Source organism: Chenggangzhangella methanolivorans, from assembly GCF_042648545.1.
In the GTDB taxonomy this organism is placed as follows: domain Bacteria; phylum Pseudomonadota; class Alphaproteobacteria; order Rhizobiales; family Methylopilaceae; genus Methylopila; species Methylopila methanolivorans.
The window spans coordinates 69,377-85,337 of the sequence record NZ_JBHRXS010000017.1 but is presented as its reverse complement, the minus strand read 5'-3'; the positions used below and the strand labels follow the sequence as shown (position 1 = coordinate 85,337).

Here is a 15,961-nt window from a genome sequence, read left to right as displayed (position 1 = left end):
GCAAGGGGGAGGGGAACAGGAGGCGCTGTTTCGGCCGCTCATGAGCGGCCCCCGACGGCCTTGGCCTTCTCGGCGTCCCACCACCAGACGGTCGGGAACATCGCGCCGCGCGGCGGAAGCTTGGCGGGGCGCGAGAAGCGGTCCCAGCGGGCGGTGCGGTCCTCGATGCTCGTGAACTGCGGCACCACGTAATTGTGCGCGAGCAGCACGCGGTCGAGCGCGCGGGCCGCGGCGGTGAGATCGTCGCGGTCCTTGGCGAAGATGATCTTGTCGATCAGCGCGTCGACGCCCGGATCCTTAATTCCGACGAAGTTCTGCGAGCCCGAGACGTCGGCCGAAGAACTTCCCCACATGTCGCGCTGCTCGTTGCCGGGCGACAGCGACTGGCCCCAGCCGACCGTCACCATGTCGAAGTCGAAGCTGCGGATGCGGTTGATGTACTGGCTGTCGTCGAGCAGGCGCATCGTCACCTCGACGCCGAGGCGTTCGAGCGCCGGCTTGTAGAAGCTGAGCAGCCGCTCGCCGGTCGGGTCGCCATAGATGAACTCGACCTTGAACGCCTCGCCCTTCTCGTTCTTGAGCGCCGCCTTGCCGCCCTCGCGCGAGACGGTCCAGCCCGCTTCCTTCAGCAGCCGCACGGCCTCGCGCAGATTCTCGCGCGCCTTTTCGGGCGAGCCGCCCACCGGGTTCTTGTACGCGCTCGTGAAGACCTCGGCCGGGATCTTGTCCCTGACGCTTTCGAGGATCTCCTTCTCGCGGCCTTCCGGAAGGCCCTTCGACGCGAGGTCGGTGCCGTAGAAGTAGCTGTCGATCCGGACGTACTGCCCGAACATGATCGACTTGTTGATCTCCTCGAAGTCGAACGCCAGGTTGAAGGCCCGGCGCACCCGCGGGTCCTTGAACTTGTCGCGGCGGATGTTGAAGGCGTAGCCCTGCATCCGGCCCGACTGGCTGTCGACGAACTTCTCCAGCAGCACCTTCTTCTGCTGAACCGCCGGGAACGCGTAGGCCGTCGCCCAGTTCTTGGCGCTGTTCTCCTCGCGATAGTCGAACTGGTCGCCCTTGAAGGCCTCCACCAGCACGGTCGAGTCGCGGTAGTAGTCGAAGCGCATCTCGTCGAAATTGTAGATCCCGACGCGCGCCGGAAGCTTGGCGGCCCAATAGTCCGGAGAGCGCTCGTAGGAGATCCAGCGGCCCGGCGCGAAGGCCTTCACGCGATAGGGACCGGAGCCGAGCGGCTTGTCGAGCGTGCCTTCCTCGATGTTGCGCTTGCGGCCCTGCTCGTCGCTCCCCTCCCAGAATTTCTTGGGCAGGATCGGGATCTGGCCGGTGATCTGCGGCAGCTCGCGGTTGCCGGGCCCTGCGAAGGTGAACGTCACCTCGCGCTCGCCCGTGATCTCGGCCTTGGCGACGTCGTGATAGTAGCGGGAGCGCATGGGGTCGATGCGCTTCAGCGTCTCGAACGACCAGACCACGTCCTCGGCCGTCACCGGCGAGCCGTCGTTGAAGCGCGCCTCGGGGCGCAGCCGATAGGTGACCGAGGAATAGTCGGCCGGGTAGCGCACGCTTTCGGCGATCAGCCCGTATTCGGTCGCCGGCTCGTCGAGCGCGTCGGTCATCAGCGTGTCGTAGAGGAGGTTGAGGCCGGCGGCCTCGTTGCCCTTGGGCACGAAGGCGTTGAGGCTGTCGAAGGTGCCGAGCGCGCCGAGCCGGACCGTCCCGCCCTTGGGCGCGTCCGGGTTCACATAGTCGAAATGCTTGAAGTCCGCCGGGTACTTCACGTCCCCGAGCAGCGACAGCCCGTGCCGCCATTCGCCTGCGCCCGGAGCCCCGCCGGGCGACTGGGCCGCGGCGGGCAGGGTCGCGAGCGTGGCGGCGAGAAGGGCGGCGGCGAGGCGGAACGTCATGAGCGGGCGGGCTTGTCCTCGGATGGCGCGACGAGAAGAACCGTCTGGTCCCGCATTATGTCGCGAAAGAGGAGGCGCGCCAGACGTGTGAGCGACGGCGCGCCGTCGTGACGCGATCGTGAGGCGGCCAGAAGCAAAACGGCCGGGCGTCGCCGCCCGGCCGTCAGATCGTCAGCTCAAGGCCGATCGGCTCACTTGCCGGGGATCGGGGCCGGGCTGTCGGAGTTCTTGTTCAGGAACGCGATGATGTTGGCGCGCTCCTGCGCGTCCTTCACGCCCGGGAACGCCATCATCGTGCCGGGCACGGCCTTCGCCGGGTCTTCCAGCCACTTGTCCAGCAGCGCGAAGTCCCACGGGCCCTGCTCGTGCTTCTTGAACTCGTCGGAATATTCGAAGTCGGCGATGTGGCCGTGCTTCATGCCGACGATTCCGTAGAGGTTCGGGCCCGCGATCGTCTCGCCGCCCTTGTTGAGGCTGTGGCACATCGCGCACTGGGCCTCCGTCGCGGTCTTGCCGGCTTCGACGTCGGCCGAGGCGAGCAGCTTCACGACGTCGCCGCTGGCAGCGGGAGCCGCAGGAGCCGCCGCCTGGTCGGCGGGTTTGGCCGGCTCGGCGGGCTTGGCGGCTTCGGCCGGAGCCGCGGGCTTGGCCGTTTCGGCAGGCTTGGCCGGCTCGGCGGGCTTGGCTTCCGCGGCCTTCTGCTCCCCGGCGGGAGCCGGGGCGGCGGCCGGCGCTTCCGTCTTCTTCTCGCCGCCGGCGGCAGGCGCCGCGGCGCCGCCGAGATCGGCCGGCTTGTCAGAGTTCTTGTTGAGATAAGCGACCAGCGCCGCGCGCTCGTCCTCGTTCTTGACGCCCATGAACGCCATGGTGGTGCCGGGGATGTAGTTCTTCGGGCTCTCGAGCCAGTGGCCGAGATTCTCGACGTCCCAGGTCTTGTCCTTGGTCTTCTGCATGGCGTCGGAGTAGCTGAAGCCCTCCATGTGGGCGTGCTTCAGGCCGACGATGCCGTAGAGGTTCGGGCCGGCCTTGGCCGCGCCGCCCTTGTCGAAGGAGTGGCAGGCCGCGCACTTCTTCGCCGCCTGCTCGCCCTTGGCCGGATCGGCCGCCGCGACCTTGGCCGCGAAGCCGCCGCCCGCCGCCGGGGCGCCGCCGGCAGCCGCCGGCTTGGCCTCGACCTTCGGCAGGTCGAGCGGCTTGTCGGAGTTCTTGTTGAGATAAGCGAGCAGGTTCGCGCGCTCCTGCGGATCCTTCACGCCCATGAACGCCATCGTGGTGCCCTGGATGTAGCCCTTCGGGTTCTCCAGCCAGTGGTCCATGTTCTCGAAGTCCCACGTCTTGTCCGCGGTCTTCTTCATGGCGTCCGAATAGCCGAAGCCCTCCATGTGGGCGTGCTTCAGACCGATGACGCCGTAGAGATTCGGGCCGGCCTTGGCGGGCTCGCCCTTGCCGAAGGAGTGGCAGGCCGCGCACTTCTTGGACGACTGCTCGCCCTTGGCCGGATCGGCCGAAGCAAGGAGCGCCAGCGCGCCTGCGGGCGCGGCTGCGCCGCCGCCTGCGGCCTCGCCGCCTTCCTTCTTCTCCGCGACCTCGTAGCCGGGCTTTTCGGGCTTCTTCTGGTGGAAGACTTCTTCGACGAGCACGTTGACGCCGAGCAATACGGTCAGCGTGCCGAGCACCGCGCCCGCGATCTTGTTCAGTTTAAACGTGTCCATTTCCGCTCCGGCTGTCCGCCGACCGCAGCGTCGTCGCCGCCGGCGCGTCCCGTCCCTGATTGTTTTCATTGGCGCGGGCGAGCCGAAGGCAGGCCCGCTAAGGCGGGCGGCACGCTAACCGCTTTTGATCCGGCGTCGCAACTCAGCTATGACCGCGACACATTGCTACCTTATGCTGAGGGCTTGATTTCCCAACCCTCGGTCCCGGCTCGAAAATCACCGCTTGTCTGGATTTAGGATGCCTACAGTCCGCGCTCCGATGCGCCCTCTCGTGCTTGTTCCGGCGCGGCTCGCCGCGACCCGCCTTCCGAGGAAGCCGCTCGCCGACATCCACGGCGAACCCATGGTGGTCCACGTGTGGCGCAGGGCCGTCGAGGCCGGCGTCGGGACGGTGGTGGTGGCGGCCGATTCCGACGAAGTCGCCGAGGCCGTGGTCGCGGCCGGGGGCCAGGCGGTGATGACCCGGCCGGACCATCCGTCAGGCTCCGACCGCATCCACGAGGCGCTCGAGGCGCTCGATCCGGACCGCGATTTCAACGTAATCGTGAACGTGCAGGGCGACCTGCCGACGATCGAGCCGGAGGCGATCCGCGCCTGTCTCGCGCCGCTCGCCGATCCGGAGGTCGACATCGCGACGCTCGTCGCCGAGATCACGCGCGAGGAGGAGAAGACCGCCCCGAGCGTCGTGAAGATGGTCGGGACCGAGACCTCGCCCGGCCGCTTCCGCTGCCTCTACTTCACGCGCGCCACGGCGCCGACGGGCCCCGGCCCGCTCTTCCATCATATCGGCCTCTACGGCTACCGCCGCGAGGCGCTGGAGCGCTTCGTGAAGCTGCCGCCCTCCCCGCTCGAGATCCGCGAGAAGCTGGAGCAGCTCCGCGCGCTCGAGGCCGGCATGCGGATCGACGCCGTGAAGGTCGACGTGACGCCGCTCGGGGTCGACACCCACGAGGATCTGGAGCGCGCCCGCGAGATGCTCGCGCCGGGAGCCCGGTCATGAGCACCGCTGTAAGCGGCCGCATCGCCTATCAGGGCGAAGCCGGGGCGAATTCGCATCTCGCCTGCGTCAACGTCTATCCGGACATGGAGCCCGTCCCCTGCGCGAGCTTCGAGGACGCGCTCGCGGCGGTCGCCTCCGGCGACTGCGCGCTCGGCATGATCCCGATCGAGAACTCGGCGAACGGCCGTGTGGCCGACATCCACCACCTGATGCCGTCCGCGGGCCTCCACATCATCGGCGAGTACTTCATGCCGATCCATCACCAGCTGATGGCGGTGCAGGGCGCGACGCTCGACACGGTGAAAACCGTCCAGAGCCACGTGCAGGCGCTCGGCCAGTGCCGCGGCACGCTGAGGAAGCTCGGCCTGACGCCGCTCATCGGCGCCGACACGGCCGGCTCCGCCCGCGAGATCCGCGACGCGGGCGATCCGACCCGCGCGGCGCTGGCCTCGACGCTTGCGGCGCAGGAGTACGGGCTCGAGATCCTCGCCCGAGACATCGAGGACTTCGCCAACAACACCACCCGCTTCGTGGTGCTGTCGCGCGCCAAGGACTGGGCCAAGCCCGGCCGCGGGCTGACGGTGACGACCTTCGTGTTCAAGGTGAAGAACCTGCCGGCCGCGCTCTACAAGGCGCTCGGCGGTTTCGCGACCAACGGCGTCAACATGACGAAGCTCGAGAGCTACCAGCTCGAGGGCAAGTTCACCGCGACGCAGTTCTACGCCGACGTCGAGGGGCACCCGAAGGACGCCGGCCTGAAGCGCGCGCTGGACGAGCTGAAGTTCTTCTCCTCCGAGCTCGCGATTCTGGGCGTCTACGAGGCCCACGAGTTCCGCATCGCCGCGCGGGCGCTGGAGACGGAAGCCGCGCTTCGGCGGTGACGGGCGCCGACCCCGCCCTTTCCCTCATGCCCGCGCGGGGCCGCCGCCTTGTCCCGGACGTGATCCGGGACCCAGAACCGACGCCGCTTCAGAAGCGACCGCCGAACCCGGGCCGCCCTTCTCGGAACGCCCATCGGTTCTGGGTCCCGGATCACGTCCGGGACAAGGACAGGGGTGGGTTCACCCGCCTCTCTGGACGAACCGCCTCAGCAGGTGATGCGCGATCGCCGACGGCGGCGGGGCGAACAGCCCGTCGCCATGCGTGCGCGCCAGCATCAGGGCCGCCTCGTCGCGGGCGAACCAGCGGGCGTCCTCGAGCTCCTCGAAGTCCGGCGTGATCTCGTCCGACAGCGCCTCGCAGCTCACCCCCAGCATCAGCTGCGAGGGAAACGGCCAGGGCTGCGACAGCTCGTAAGCCACGGGGCCGACGTCGAGCCCCGCCTCTTCCTTGATCTCGCGGCGGGCCGCGTCCTCCACCGTCTCGCCGGGCTCGACGAAACCCGCGAGGCACGACCACATGCCGGGCGGAAACCGCGCCTGCCGGCCGAGCAGGCACCTGTCGCCCCGCGTCACCAGCATGATCGCCACCGGATCGACGCGCGGAAAATGCAGCGCCCCGCAGGAGGCGCAGACGCGCCGCCATCCGCCCGGCGCGGCGTCGGTCGCAGAGCCGCAATTGGCGCAGAACCGGTGGCGGGCGTGCCAGGCCGCCATGCTCTTGGCGTAGCCGCCGAGCGCGAGCGCCTCGCCGGCGAGCCGTGCCTCGACCGCGAGCGCGCGCAGGTCCGAGGCCGGAAGGTCGTCGTCGCCGGGCGCGTCGGTCAGGCTGGCGGCGAATCGCGGCGCGCCGTGATGGCGGCCGAGATAGGCGGCGCGCGACGAGGGCCCGAGCGCCGACAGCGCGGCGGCGTCGAGCAGGGGCCCGCCGTCCTCGCCCGCCATCACCAGCGCGTCTCCGGCGAAGGCGAGAAACCGCGCGTCGTCCCGCGCGGCCTCTGCTTCGACGAAGGCGGCGTCGTCGCGCTTTTCCGCCATGCGGTCCATGCGCATCCGCGCATAACCGAGCTCGGGCGTTTCGTCGCTCATGCGAAGTTCCCTTGATCGGCGCCGCCGCCGCCCTTGCGCGGGGGGCCGCCGCGGGGCCATATAGCGCCCGGGAGGTTGGCGATGGGCGTGTTCCTCGCCAACCGGGTCAGGTCCGAAAGGAAGCAGCCCTAACGAGACCTTCACGGGTCGTCGACCGGCCTCCCACCTTTCGCCCATCGCGAGGCTCTTGCCGCAAGCGGCGACGGCCTGCGTGCTTCGAGACGGCCCTTCGGGCCTCCTCAGCATGAGGACCGTTGGATTGCTGGCGAACCGTCCCGACAGGGCGATGATTTCCGAGACCCTCGCCGCTCCTCAAGCCGAGGAGCCCGCGTCGGCGGGCGTCCCGACGCGCGCAGCTCGCGTCCGCCGCGCATGACCGCTCCCGTCCCCTACCGCGTCCTCGCCCGAAAATACCGCCCCCAGCGCTTCGAGGACCTGATCGGCCAGGAGCCGATGGTCCGCACGCTCCGGAACTCCTTCTCCTCCGGCCGCATCGCGCAGGCTTGGATCCTCACGGGCGTGCGCGGCGTCGGCAAGACCACGACGGCCCGCATCCTCGCGCGCGCGCTCAACTACGAGACGGAAGGCGGACAGGGCGGCCCGACGGTCGACCTCTCGGAGAAGGGCGTCCACTGCGACGCCATCATGGAGTCGCGCCACGTCGACGTGGTGGAGATGGACGCCGCCTCCCACACCGGCGTCGCGGACGTGCGCAACATCCTGGAGACCGTGCACTACGCGCCCGTGATGGCGCGCTACAAGGTCTTCATCATCGACGAAGTCCACATGCTCTCCACGAGCGCCTTCAACGCGTTCCTGAAGACGCTCGAGGAGCCGCCGCCGCATGTGAAGTTCGTGTTCGCCACGACCGAACTCCGCAAGGTGCCGGTGACGGTGCTCTCGCGCTGCCAGAGCTTCTCGCTCCGCCGCGTGAAGGCCGAGGAGATGACGGCGCATCTCGCAAAGATCTCCGCGGCCGAGGAGGTCGCGATCGAGGACGAGGCGCTCGCCGTCATCGCCCGCGCCTCGGAGGGCTCGGTGCGCGACGCGCTCTCGCTGCTCGACCAGTCGATCGCCCATGGGCAGGGCCGCGTCGAGGCGCAGGCCGTGCGCGCGATGCTCGGCCTCGCGGACCGCGGCGGCGTTCTCGACCTCTTCGACGCCGTGATGCGCGGCGACGCGGCCGCCGCCCTCGACGGTTTCCGCGCGAGCCACGACGCCGGCGCCGAGCCCGCGGCCGTGCTCGCCGACCTCGCCGAGACCGTGCATCTCGTCACCCGGATAAAACTCGCGCCGAAGGCCGCCGACGACCCGGCGCTCTCCGAAAGCGAGCGGCTGCGCGGCAAGGAGTTCGCCGACAAGCTGTCGATGCGCGCGCTCTCGCGCGCCTGGCAGATGCTGCTGAAGGGCATTTCGGAGACGCAGGTCGCGGTGAAGCCCGCGCAGGCCGCCGACATGGTTCTGGTGCGCCTCGCCTACGCCGCCGACCTGCCGACCCCCGACGAGGCCCTGAGGGCGCTCGCACGCCAGGGCGGCGACGACGCGCCCCGCCCGCCGTCGGGCCCCTCGGGCGGCCATCCCGCCCCCGAGCCGATGGGCCCGGGAGCCGGCCGCGCGAGCCCCGCCTTCGCGGCCGCCCGCGCGCCGGAGAGCGCCCAGGCGCCGCAGGCCTATTCGCGGCCAGCGGCGCGCGCCGAGGCCGAGCCGTGGATCCGCCTGCAGCGCTTCGAGGATCTCGTCGCGCTCGCCACCAAGCACCGCGACATCATCCTGCAGACGCAGATGTCGCGGCACGTGCGGGTGGTGCGCTTCGAGGACGGTCGGCTCGAATTCCAGCCGACCGCCGACGCTCCGCCCGACCTCGCGGGCGCGATCGCGAAGAAGGCGCAGGAATGGACCGGCCAGCGCTGGATGGTCTCGGTGGTTTCGGGCGAAGGCGCGCCCACCATCCAGGAGCGCGAACAGGCCGAGGAGGCCGCGCTGATGGCCGGCGTCCAGGCCCATCCGCATGTCCGCGCCATTCTGGAGCGCGCGCCCGGCGCCAAGATCGTCGACATCCGCGTGCGCGCCGAGGAGCCGGAAGCGGCCGCCGTTGACGCCGCCGGCGCCGAGGCCCTACCTCCGGTCGAAGACGACGACGACCTCTGACGAAGGATCTTTGATGCGCGACCTCATGGGCATGATGGCCAAGGCCAAGGAGCTCCAGCAGAAGATGCAGGAGGCCCAGAGCGAGCTCGACCAGGTGGTGGTCGAGGGCTCGTCCGGCGGCGGCCTCGTGACCGTCAGGCTGACGGCCAAGGGACAGCTCGTCGGGATCAAGCTCGATCCGAGCCTGCTGAAGCCCGACGAGGCCGAGATCGTCGAGGACCTGATCGTGGCCGCCCACACCGAAGCCCGCAACAAGGCCGAGGCCGCGATGCAGGAGAAGATGCAGGGGCTGACCGCGGGTCTCCCGATCCCTCCCGGCATGAAGCTGTTCTGACGATCGGCTAGAGAGAGCCCTTCATCGATCGACTGCGTGCTTCGAGACGCCCGCTCGCGCGGGCTCCTCAGCATGAGGGCCGTTAGAGTTCTGCAGCGCCCCGACGTTCCTCATGCTGAGGAGCCTCGGCGAAAAGCCGGGGCGTCTCGAAGCACGCAATTCGCCGATGCAGGCTTCACACCGCCGCCGCGCCGCCCGCCACGAGCCACTGCGGGTCGAACCAGCGGTCGGCCTCGCCGTCGTAGGGCAGCCGGTTGATGTCCCAGTGGCGGATGAAGGGCGCGTAGACGCCCCAGGCCACCGGCCCGCCGCCCACATAGACGACGCGGTCGGAAAACTGCGCCAGCACCTGCGCGGGATCCATCGAGCGGCGGATCACGAACAGCGTCCGGTCGTGACGCGCGAACTCCGGGATCGCCGTGATCGTCTTCTCGCCCGCGATCAGCACATGGCCGCGGGTGATGTCGAAGAACCGCGCGACGTCGGCGATGAACTCCGGATGCTGCTCGCCTTCCCACGGCAGCACGCCGTTGAGCCCCATCTGGCCGCGCAGGCCAATGGCGCAGATCGAACGGACGTCGGGCATGGGAAGAGCTCCTGATGATGACGGCGCACCGCTAGCCTCGTCCACGCGCCTCGTCAAAGCGACGAGGGGCGTCATCCCGGCCGATCGTCTTTCAGAAAGAGGCGCCTTTCCAGGGTCGCGATCCCGGGTCCGCCTTGCGGCGGTCCGGGACGGCGCGTGTCCCCGACTTGCGATTCCCGCCCGCCTTGCGTATATCGACCTCACTCAATGACATCGTCGATCGGCTCGGTTGAGCCTTTCGAGGGTGGGTCCGGAAGGGCCCGCCCCAAACGCGCTTTACCCTTTGGAGCCGACCATCTCGGATCTCGTTGCAGCCGGCATCGCCGCCGACGTCGACAGCCCCCTGGACGAACCCCGCCTCGTGACAGAGAGCGGGGTCGACGCGCGCGTGGCCGCGATCGTCGGTCCGACGCTGATGGACCTCGGGTTCAGGCTCGTGCGCGTCAAATCGTCGGGCCGCGACGGCTACACGCTGCAGATCATGGCCGAGCGCGCCGACGGCACCTTCACGGTCGAGGACTGCGAGGTCGCCTCGAAGGCGATCTCCCCGGTGCTCGACGTCGAGGATCCGATCGACCGCGCCTACAATCTCGAGATGTCGTCGCCCGGCATCGACCGGCCGCTCGTGCGCGTCACGGATTTCGCCCGCTGGGCCGGCCACATCGCCAAGATCGAGATGGAGGCTCCGGTCGCGGGCCGGAAGCGCTTCAAGGGCGTGATCGAGGGCGCGGAGGGCGAGTTCGCCCTGTTCCGCCGCGACGACGCCAAGAAGGACGAGCCGGCGCGCGTGAAGCTGCCGATCCGCGACGTCGCGGAAGCCCGCCTCGTGCTCACCGACGAACTGATCCGAGAGGCGCTGCGCCGCGCGAAGGCCGCCGGCCGCGCGCCCGAGGATGCCGACGACGTCGCCGAAACGGACGACGCGCCGCAGAAGACCGACGGCCCCAAGGCCGACAAAGGACCCGAAAAGGGACGGAGATAACCGCAATGGTCAGCGCCAACCGGCTCGAGCTTCTGCAGATCGCCGAAGCCGTCGCCCGCGACAAGGTGATCGACAAGTCCATCGTGCTCGAAGCGATGGAGGACGCGATCCAGAAGGCCGCGAAATCGCGCTACGGCCAGGAGACCGAGATCCGCGCCGAGATCAACCCGAAGTCCGGCGAGATCCGCCTGTCGCGCCTGATGCTCGTCGTCGACGCGGTCGACAACGACAACATCGAGATTTCGGTCGACGACGCCCGCCGCAAGAACCCGGCGGCGCAGACCGGCGACTACATCGCCGAGACCCTGCCGCCCTTCGACTTCGGCCGCATCGCGGCGCAGTCGGCCAAGCAGGTGATCGTGCAGAAGGTCCGCGACGCCGAGCGCGACCGCCAGTACCAGGAGTACAAGGACCGCATCGGCGACATCGTCAACGGCCTCGTCAAGCGCGTCGAATACGGCAACGTCATCGTCGATCTTGGCCGCGGCGAGGCGATCGTGCGCCGCGACGAGCTGCTGCCGCGCGAGCTGTTCCGCGTCGGCGACCGCGTCCGCGCCTATGTGTACGACGTGCGCCGCGAGCCGCGCGGGCCGCAGATCTTCCTTTCGCGCACCCATCCGCAGTTCATGGCCAAGCTCTTCGGCCAGGAAGTGCCGGAGATCTATGACGGCGTGATCGAGATCAAGGCGGTGGCCCGCGACCCGGGCTCGCGCGCCAAGATCGCGGTGATCTCGCGCGACGGCTCGATCGATCCGGTCGGCGCCTGCGTCGGCATGCGCGGCTCGCGCGTCCAGGCCGTGGTGCAGGAGCTCCAGGGCGAGAAGATCGACATCATCCCGTGGAACCTCGACGCCGCGACCTTCATCGTGAACGCGCTGCAGCCGGCGCAGGTCGTCAAGGTCGTGCTCGACGAGGACTCCGAGAAGATCGAGGTGGTGGTTCCCGACGACCAGCTCTCGCTCGCCATCGGCCGCCGCGGCCAGAACGTGCGTCTGGCCTCGCAGCTCACCGGCTGGGACATCGACATCCTGACCGAGGCCGAGGAGAGCGAGCGCCGCCAGAAGGAGTTCGTCTCCCGCTCGCAGCTCTTCATGGACGCGCTCGACGTCGACGAGACGCTCGGCCAGCTGCTCGCGGCCGAGGGCTTCACCTCGATCGAGGATCTCGCTTATGTCGAGATCATGGAGCTCGCCTCGATCGAAGGTTTCGACGAGGACATGGCGGCGGAAGTGCAGAACCGCGCCGTCGACCATCTTGCCCGCATCGAGGCGGAGCACGACATGAAGCGTCGTGAGCTCGGCGTCGAGGACGAGCTCAAGGAGGTTCCCGGCGTCACCACCGCGATGCTGGTGGCCTTCGGCGAGAACGACATCAAGAACGTCGAGGACCTCGCGGGCTGCGCCACTGACGACCTCGTCGGCTGGATCGACCGCTCGGGTCCCGAGCCCCGCCGCGAGGCCGGCGCGCTCGACGGTTTCGAGGTCTCGCGCGACGAGGCCGAAAGCATGATCATGCAGGCGCGCCTCAAGGCGGGCTGGATCACCGAGGCCGATCTCGCTCCTGCTCCTGCGCCCGCGCCGGAAGGCGAAGAAGCGGAGGCCGAGGCGGCGCAGGCGTGATGCGTGGCCGCGGGGCAGCCGATGGAGGACGAGGACCCGACTGCGGTCGAGGACGACGCGCCGGCTCGGCCCGCCGGGCCTGAGAAGGACGACCGCAGGGCGCCCGAGCGCACCTGCGTGGCGACCCGGGAGGTCAAGGCGGTCGGCGAGCTTATCCGCTTCGTCCGGGCGCCGGACGGAACGGTGGTCCCCGACCTGAAGCGAGAGCTTCCCGGCCGGGGCGTGTGGGTGACGGCGTCGCGAGAGGCCGTTCGCCTCGCGGTGAAGAAGAAGGCCTTTTCGCGCGGCTTCAAGGAGCCCGCGACCGTCGATCCCGCGATCGACGAGCAGGTGGCCGGGCTGATCGGGCGCTCCGCGCTCGGGCTGCTCGGCTTTGCGAACAAGGCGGGGCTCGTGATCACGGGCTTCGCCAAAGTCGAGGCGGCGCTCTCGAAAGAGAACGTCGTCGCGTTGATCGAGGCGAGCGAGGCCAGCGAAGACGGCGTTCGCAAGCTCGGACAGGTTTTGAGGCGGCTCGGCATGTCTTCGGACACGCCGGTCGTGCGGCTGTTCCAGGGTCCGCAATTGGACTTGGCGTTGGGGCGGTCGAATGTGGTACATGCAGCGCTGCTCGCAGGCCCCGTCAGCGCCGCCTTTCTCGCGCGATGCGACGCATATGCGCGCTATCTAGGCATGAACGATGGGCTTGGCCCGGCGTGACGCACGCCCGGCCGTCGAACTGAGGTTCGGGCGGGAGCCCGTAAGAACGGACAGGGCATGACGGATACGAAGACTACCGGCGACAAGACTTTGACGGCTTCCCCCAAGACGCTGACGCTGAAGGGTCGGACGGAGTCCGGCCTGGTGAAGCAGAGCTTCAGCCATGGGCGGACGAACGCCGTGGTCGTCGAAAAGGTGAAGCGGCGCGTGCTGTCCCCGGGCGAAAAGCCGGCGGGCCAGGCGAGCGCGCCCGCGCCCCAGCCGCAGGCCCCCGCGGCGCCCCCCGCTCCGGCCGCGCCGAAGCCCGCGCCCCAGCGGCCGTCGAGCCCCGGCGTCGTGCTGCGCACGCTGACGAACAACGAGGTGGGCGCCCGCGCCCAGGCGCTTGCAGGCGCCAAGGCGGTCGAGGCCGAAGCCGAGCGCAAGCGCGCCGAGGCCGACGCCCGCGCGCGGATCATCCGCGAGGCCAACGAAGAGCGCGAGCGTCTCCAGGCCGAAGCCCGCAAGCGCGAGGAAGACGCTCGCCGCGCGGCCGACGAGGAAGCCAAGCGCCGCGCGGAGGTCGAGGCCTCCCGTCGCCTTGGCGAGGAGACCGCCCCCGCCGAGGCGGCCGCAGCCCCCGCCGCTCCGGAGCGGCCCCGCGACCGCCAGCGCGACGCCGCGCCGAGGCCTGCCGCGCCGGCCCGCCCGACCGAGACCCAGGTGTTCCGCCACACCGACAACGCCCGTCCGGCGCGCCCCGGCGACCGGCCTTCGGGCCCGGCCGGCGCCCGTCCGCCGCGTCCCGCCGGCGCGCCCGCCGGTCCCGGCGGCGGTTTCCGCCGTCCTGCGACCACGCCCGAGAGCGAAGAGCCGATGCGCGCCGTGCGCCGGCCCGGCGGCGGTGCCTCGCGCCCCTCGACGCCCGCCAAGCCCGAGCAGCGCGCTCCGGCCCGCGCCGCCGCGGGCGCTCCCAAGGAGCGCACGCGCCTCACCATCACGGCCGCGACCGGCGGCGCGGAGGAGCGCACCCGCTCGGTCGCGTCCTACCGCCGCCGCGTGCAGCGCATGTCCGGCAAGGGCCATCAGGAGCCCAAGGAGAAGCTGATCCGCGAAGTGGTGGTGCCTGAGACGATCACCGTTCAGGAACTGGCGAACCGCATGTCGGAGCGCGCGGTCGACGTCGTGCGCCTGCTGATGAAGCAGGGCGTCATGAAGAAGATCAACGAGCTGATCGACGCCGACACAGCCCAGCTGATCGCCGAGGAGCTCGGCCACACGGTTCGCCGCGTGGCCGAGTCCGACGTCGAGGAAGGCCTGTTCGACGCCCCCGACGCCGAGGGCGCGCAGACCTCGCGTCCGCCGGTCGTCACCATCATGGGCCATGTCGACCACGGCAAGACGTCGCTGCTCGACGCCATCCGCCACACCAAGGTGGTGAAGGGCGAGGCCGGCGGCATCACGCAGCACATCGGCGCCTATCAGGTGACCTCGCCGCTCGGCGGCCTGATCACCTTCATCGACACGCCGGGCCACGCGGCCTTCACGGCGATGCGCCAGCGCGGCGCGAAGTCGACCGACATCGTGGTGCTGGTGGTCGCGGCCGACGACGGCGTCATGCCGCAGACGGCCGAGGCCGTGAACCACGCCCGCGCCGCCGGCGTGCCGATCATCGTGGCGATCAACAAGATCGACAAGGAAGACGCCAACCCGCAGCGCGTGCGCACCGACCTGCTCCAGTACGAGATCCAGGTCGAGTCGCTCGGCGGCGAGACGCTCGAGGTCGAGGTGTCGGCCAAGACCGGCGACGGCCTCGACAAGCTGCTCGAGGTCATCCAGCTGCAGGCCGAAATCCTCGATCTCAAGGCCAACGCCGACCGCACCGCGGAAGGCACCGTGATCGAGGCCAAGCTCGACCGCGGCCGCGGCCCGGTGGCGACCGTCCTCGTGCAGCGCGGCACGCTCAAGCAGAGCGACATCGTGGTCGCTGGCTCCGAATGGGGCCGGGTCCGGATGCTGGTCGACGACAAGGGCGGCACGGTTCCCGAGGCGCTGCCCTCGACGCCGGTCGAGATCCTCGGCTTCAACGGCGCGCCGGAGGCGGGCGACCGCTTCGCCGTGGTCGAGAACGAGGCCCGCGCCCGCGAGATCGCCGACTATCGCCAGCGCCAGAAGCGCGAGCAGGCGGCGGCGCGCGCCACGGTGCGCGTGTCCGGCCTCGAGGAGATGATGTCGCAGATCAAGACGGCGGGCCGCAAGGAGCTGCCGCTCGTGATCAAGGGCGACGTCCAGGGCTCGGTCGAGGCGATCGTCCAGTCGCTCGAGAAGGTCGGAAACGACGAGGTCGGCGTCCGCATCCTGCTCTCCGGCGCAGGCGGCATCACCGAGAGCGACGTGATCCTGGCCGCGGCCTCGAAGGCGGCCGTGATCGGCTTCAACGTCCGCGCGCTGAAGGAGGCGCGCGACGCCGCCGACCGCACCGGCACCGAGATCCGCTACTACAACATCATCTACGACCTCGTGGACGACATTAAGTCGACCATGTCGGGGATGCTGTCGCCGGAGCGGCGCGAGGAGTTCCTCGGCAACGCCAAGATCCTCGAGATCTTCTCGGTTTCGAAGGTCGGCAAGATCGCCGGCTGTCTCGTCACCGACGGCGTGGTGCAGAAGGGCGCGGGCGTCCGTCTCATCCGCGACAACGTCGTCATCCACGAGGGCAAGCTCGCGACGCTCAAGCGCTTCAAGGAAGACGCGCCGGAGATCCGCGCCGGCACCGAGTGCGGCATGTCGTTCGAGAACTACCAGGACATGCGCGCCGGCGACGTCATCGAGTGCTACCGCGTCACGGAAGTGAAGCGGACGCTCTGAGGCGCCCGCTTGCTCGCTGCGGAAAGCGACTGCGTCCTTCGAGACGGCCCTGTCGGGCCTCCTCAGGATGAGGACCGTTGAGGAACCAGACTCCTCCCTCATGCTGAGGAGCGGCCGTCAGGCCGCGTCTCGAAGCACGCGCTTCTTTTCCGCCGCTCTT

Annotated in this window: 12 protein-coding genes and 1 other RNA gene; 9 read left to right on the top strand and 4 right to left on the bottom strand. The window is 69.8% G+C overall.

What is annotated here, in order from left to right:
- Positions 1-38 precede the first annotated feature (38 nt).
- Together ACFOWB_RS24545 and ACFOWB_RS24540 are read right to left on the bottom strand one after the other, a co-directional pair.
- Complete coding sequence (locus ACFOWB_RS24545; RefSeq protein ID WP_261405272.1) at positions 39-1,907, bottom strand: extracellular solute-binding protein; 1,869 nt, start codon at positions 1,905-1,907, stop codon at positions 39-41.
- Positions 1,908-2,098: 191 nt separating this feature from the next.
- Positions 2,099-3,619, bottom strand: coding sequence for a c-type cytochrome (locus tag ACFOWB_RS24540; RefSeq protein WP_378149936.1), 1,521 nt, complete (start codon positions 3,617-3,619; stop codon positions 2,099-2,101).
- A gap of 259 nt (positions 3,620-3,878) precedes the next feature.
- Here ACFOWB_RS24540 and ACFOWB_RS24535 point away from each other — a divergent pair, with 259 nt between their 5' ends.
- Both ACFOWB_RS24535 and ACFOWB_RS24530 read left to right on the top strand, forming a co-directional pair.
- On the top strand, positions 3,879-4,619 hold the full coding sequence (locus ACFOWB_RS24535; RefSeq protein WP_261405274.1) for a 3-deoxy-manno-octulosonate cytidylyltransferase: 741 nt from the start codon (positions 3,879-3,881) through the stop codon (positions 4,617-4,619).
- Positions 4,616-5,500 (top strand): prephenate dehydratase, encoded by an 885-nt coding sequence (locus ACFOWB_RS24530; RefSeq protein ID WP_378149934.1) that lies wholly within the window; start codon positions 4,616-4,618, stop codon positions 5,498-5,500. The genes ACFOWB_RS24535 and ACFOWB_RS24530 overlap by 4 nt, the downstream gene beginning before the upstream one ends.
- A gap of 180 nt (positions 5,501-5,680) precedes the next feature.
- On the opposite strand, the gene nudC is transcribed toward ACFOWB_RS24530, so the two are convergent.
- Complete coding sequence (nudC, locus tag ACFOWB_RS24525; protein WP_261405275.1) at positions 5,681-6,586, bottom strand: NAD(+) diphosphatase; 906 nt, start codon at positions 6,584-6,586, stop codon at positions 5,681-5,683.
- A gap of 69 nt (positions 6,587-6,655) precedes the next feature.
- Between nudC and ffs the strand changes: the two genes are divergently transcribed.
- The 3 genes from ffs (at position 6,656) to ACFOWB_RS24510 (ending at position 9,068) form a co-directional block, all read left to right on the top strand.
- Positions 6,656-6,753, top strand: an RNA gene (gene ffs / locus ACFOWB_RS24520) — signal recognition particle sRNA small type.
- 205 nt (positions 6,754-6,958) lie between these two features.
- The gene (locus ACFOWB_RS24515) at positions 6,959-8,734 is read left to right on the top strand and encodes a DNA polymerase III subunit gamma/tau (RefSeq protein WP_378149931.1); all 1,776 of its coding nucleotides are present in this window, start codon (positions 6,959-6,961) and stop codon (positions 8,732-8,734) included.
- A 13-nt stretch (positions 8,735-8,747) separates the two neighbouring features.
- Positions 8,748-9,068, top strand: coding sequence for a YbaB/EbfC family nucleoid-associated protein (locus ACFOWB_RS24510; protein ID WP_261405276.1), 321 nt, complete (start codon positions 8,748-8,750; stop codon positions 9,066-9,068).
- Positions 9,069-9,243: 175 nt separating this feature from the next.
- On the opposite strand, the gene ACFOWB_RS24505 is transcribed toward ACFOWB_RS24510, so the two are convergent.
- The gene (locus ACFOWB_RS24505) at positions 9,244-9,654 is read right to left on the bottom strand and encodes a diacylglycerol kinase (RefSeq protein ID WP_261405277.1); all 411 of its coding nucleotides are present in this window, start codon (positions 9,652-9,654) and stop codon (positions 9,244-9,246) included.
- Positions 9,655-9,937: 283 nt separating this feature from the next.
- Here ACFOWB_RS24505 and rimP point away from each other — a divergent pair, with 283 nt between their 5' ends.
- Genes rimP through infB form a run of 4 tightly spaced genes read left to right on the top strand, consistent with a single transcriptional unit; the run spans position 9,938 to position 15,801 of the window.
- Positions 9,938-10,636 carry a ribosome maturation factor RimP gene (rimP, locus tag ACFOWB_RS24500; protein WP_261405278.1) on the top strand — a complete coding sequence of 233 codons (699 nt, stop codon included), beginning with the start codon at positions 9,938-9,940 and terminating at the stop codon, positions 10,634-10,636.
- A 5-nt stretch (positions 10,637-10,641) separates the two neighbouring features.
- Positions 10,642-12,255, top strand: a complete 1,614-nt coding sequence (gene nusA / locus ACFOWB_RS24495) for a transcription termination factor NusA (protein ID WP_261405279.1) — start codon at positions 10,642-10,644, stop codon at positions 12,253-12,255.
- Positions 12,256-12,258: 3 nt separating this feature from the next.
- Positions 12,259-12,954, top strand: coding sequence for an RNA-binding protein (locus tag ACFOWB_RS24490; protein WP_261405280.1), 696 nt, complete (start codon positions 12,259-12,261; stop codon positions 12,952-12,954).
- Positions 12,955-13,011: 57 nt separating this feature from the next.
- Complete coding sequence (gene infB, locus ACFOWB_RS24485) at positions 13,012-15,801, top strand: translation initiation factor IF-2 (protein WP_261405281.1); 2,790 nt, start codon at positions 13,012-13,014, stop codon at positions 15,799-15,801.
- Positions 15,802-15,961 lie beyond the last annotated feature (160 nt).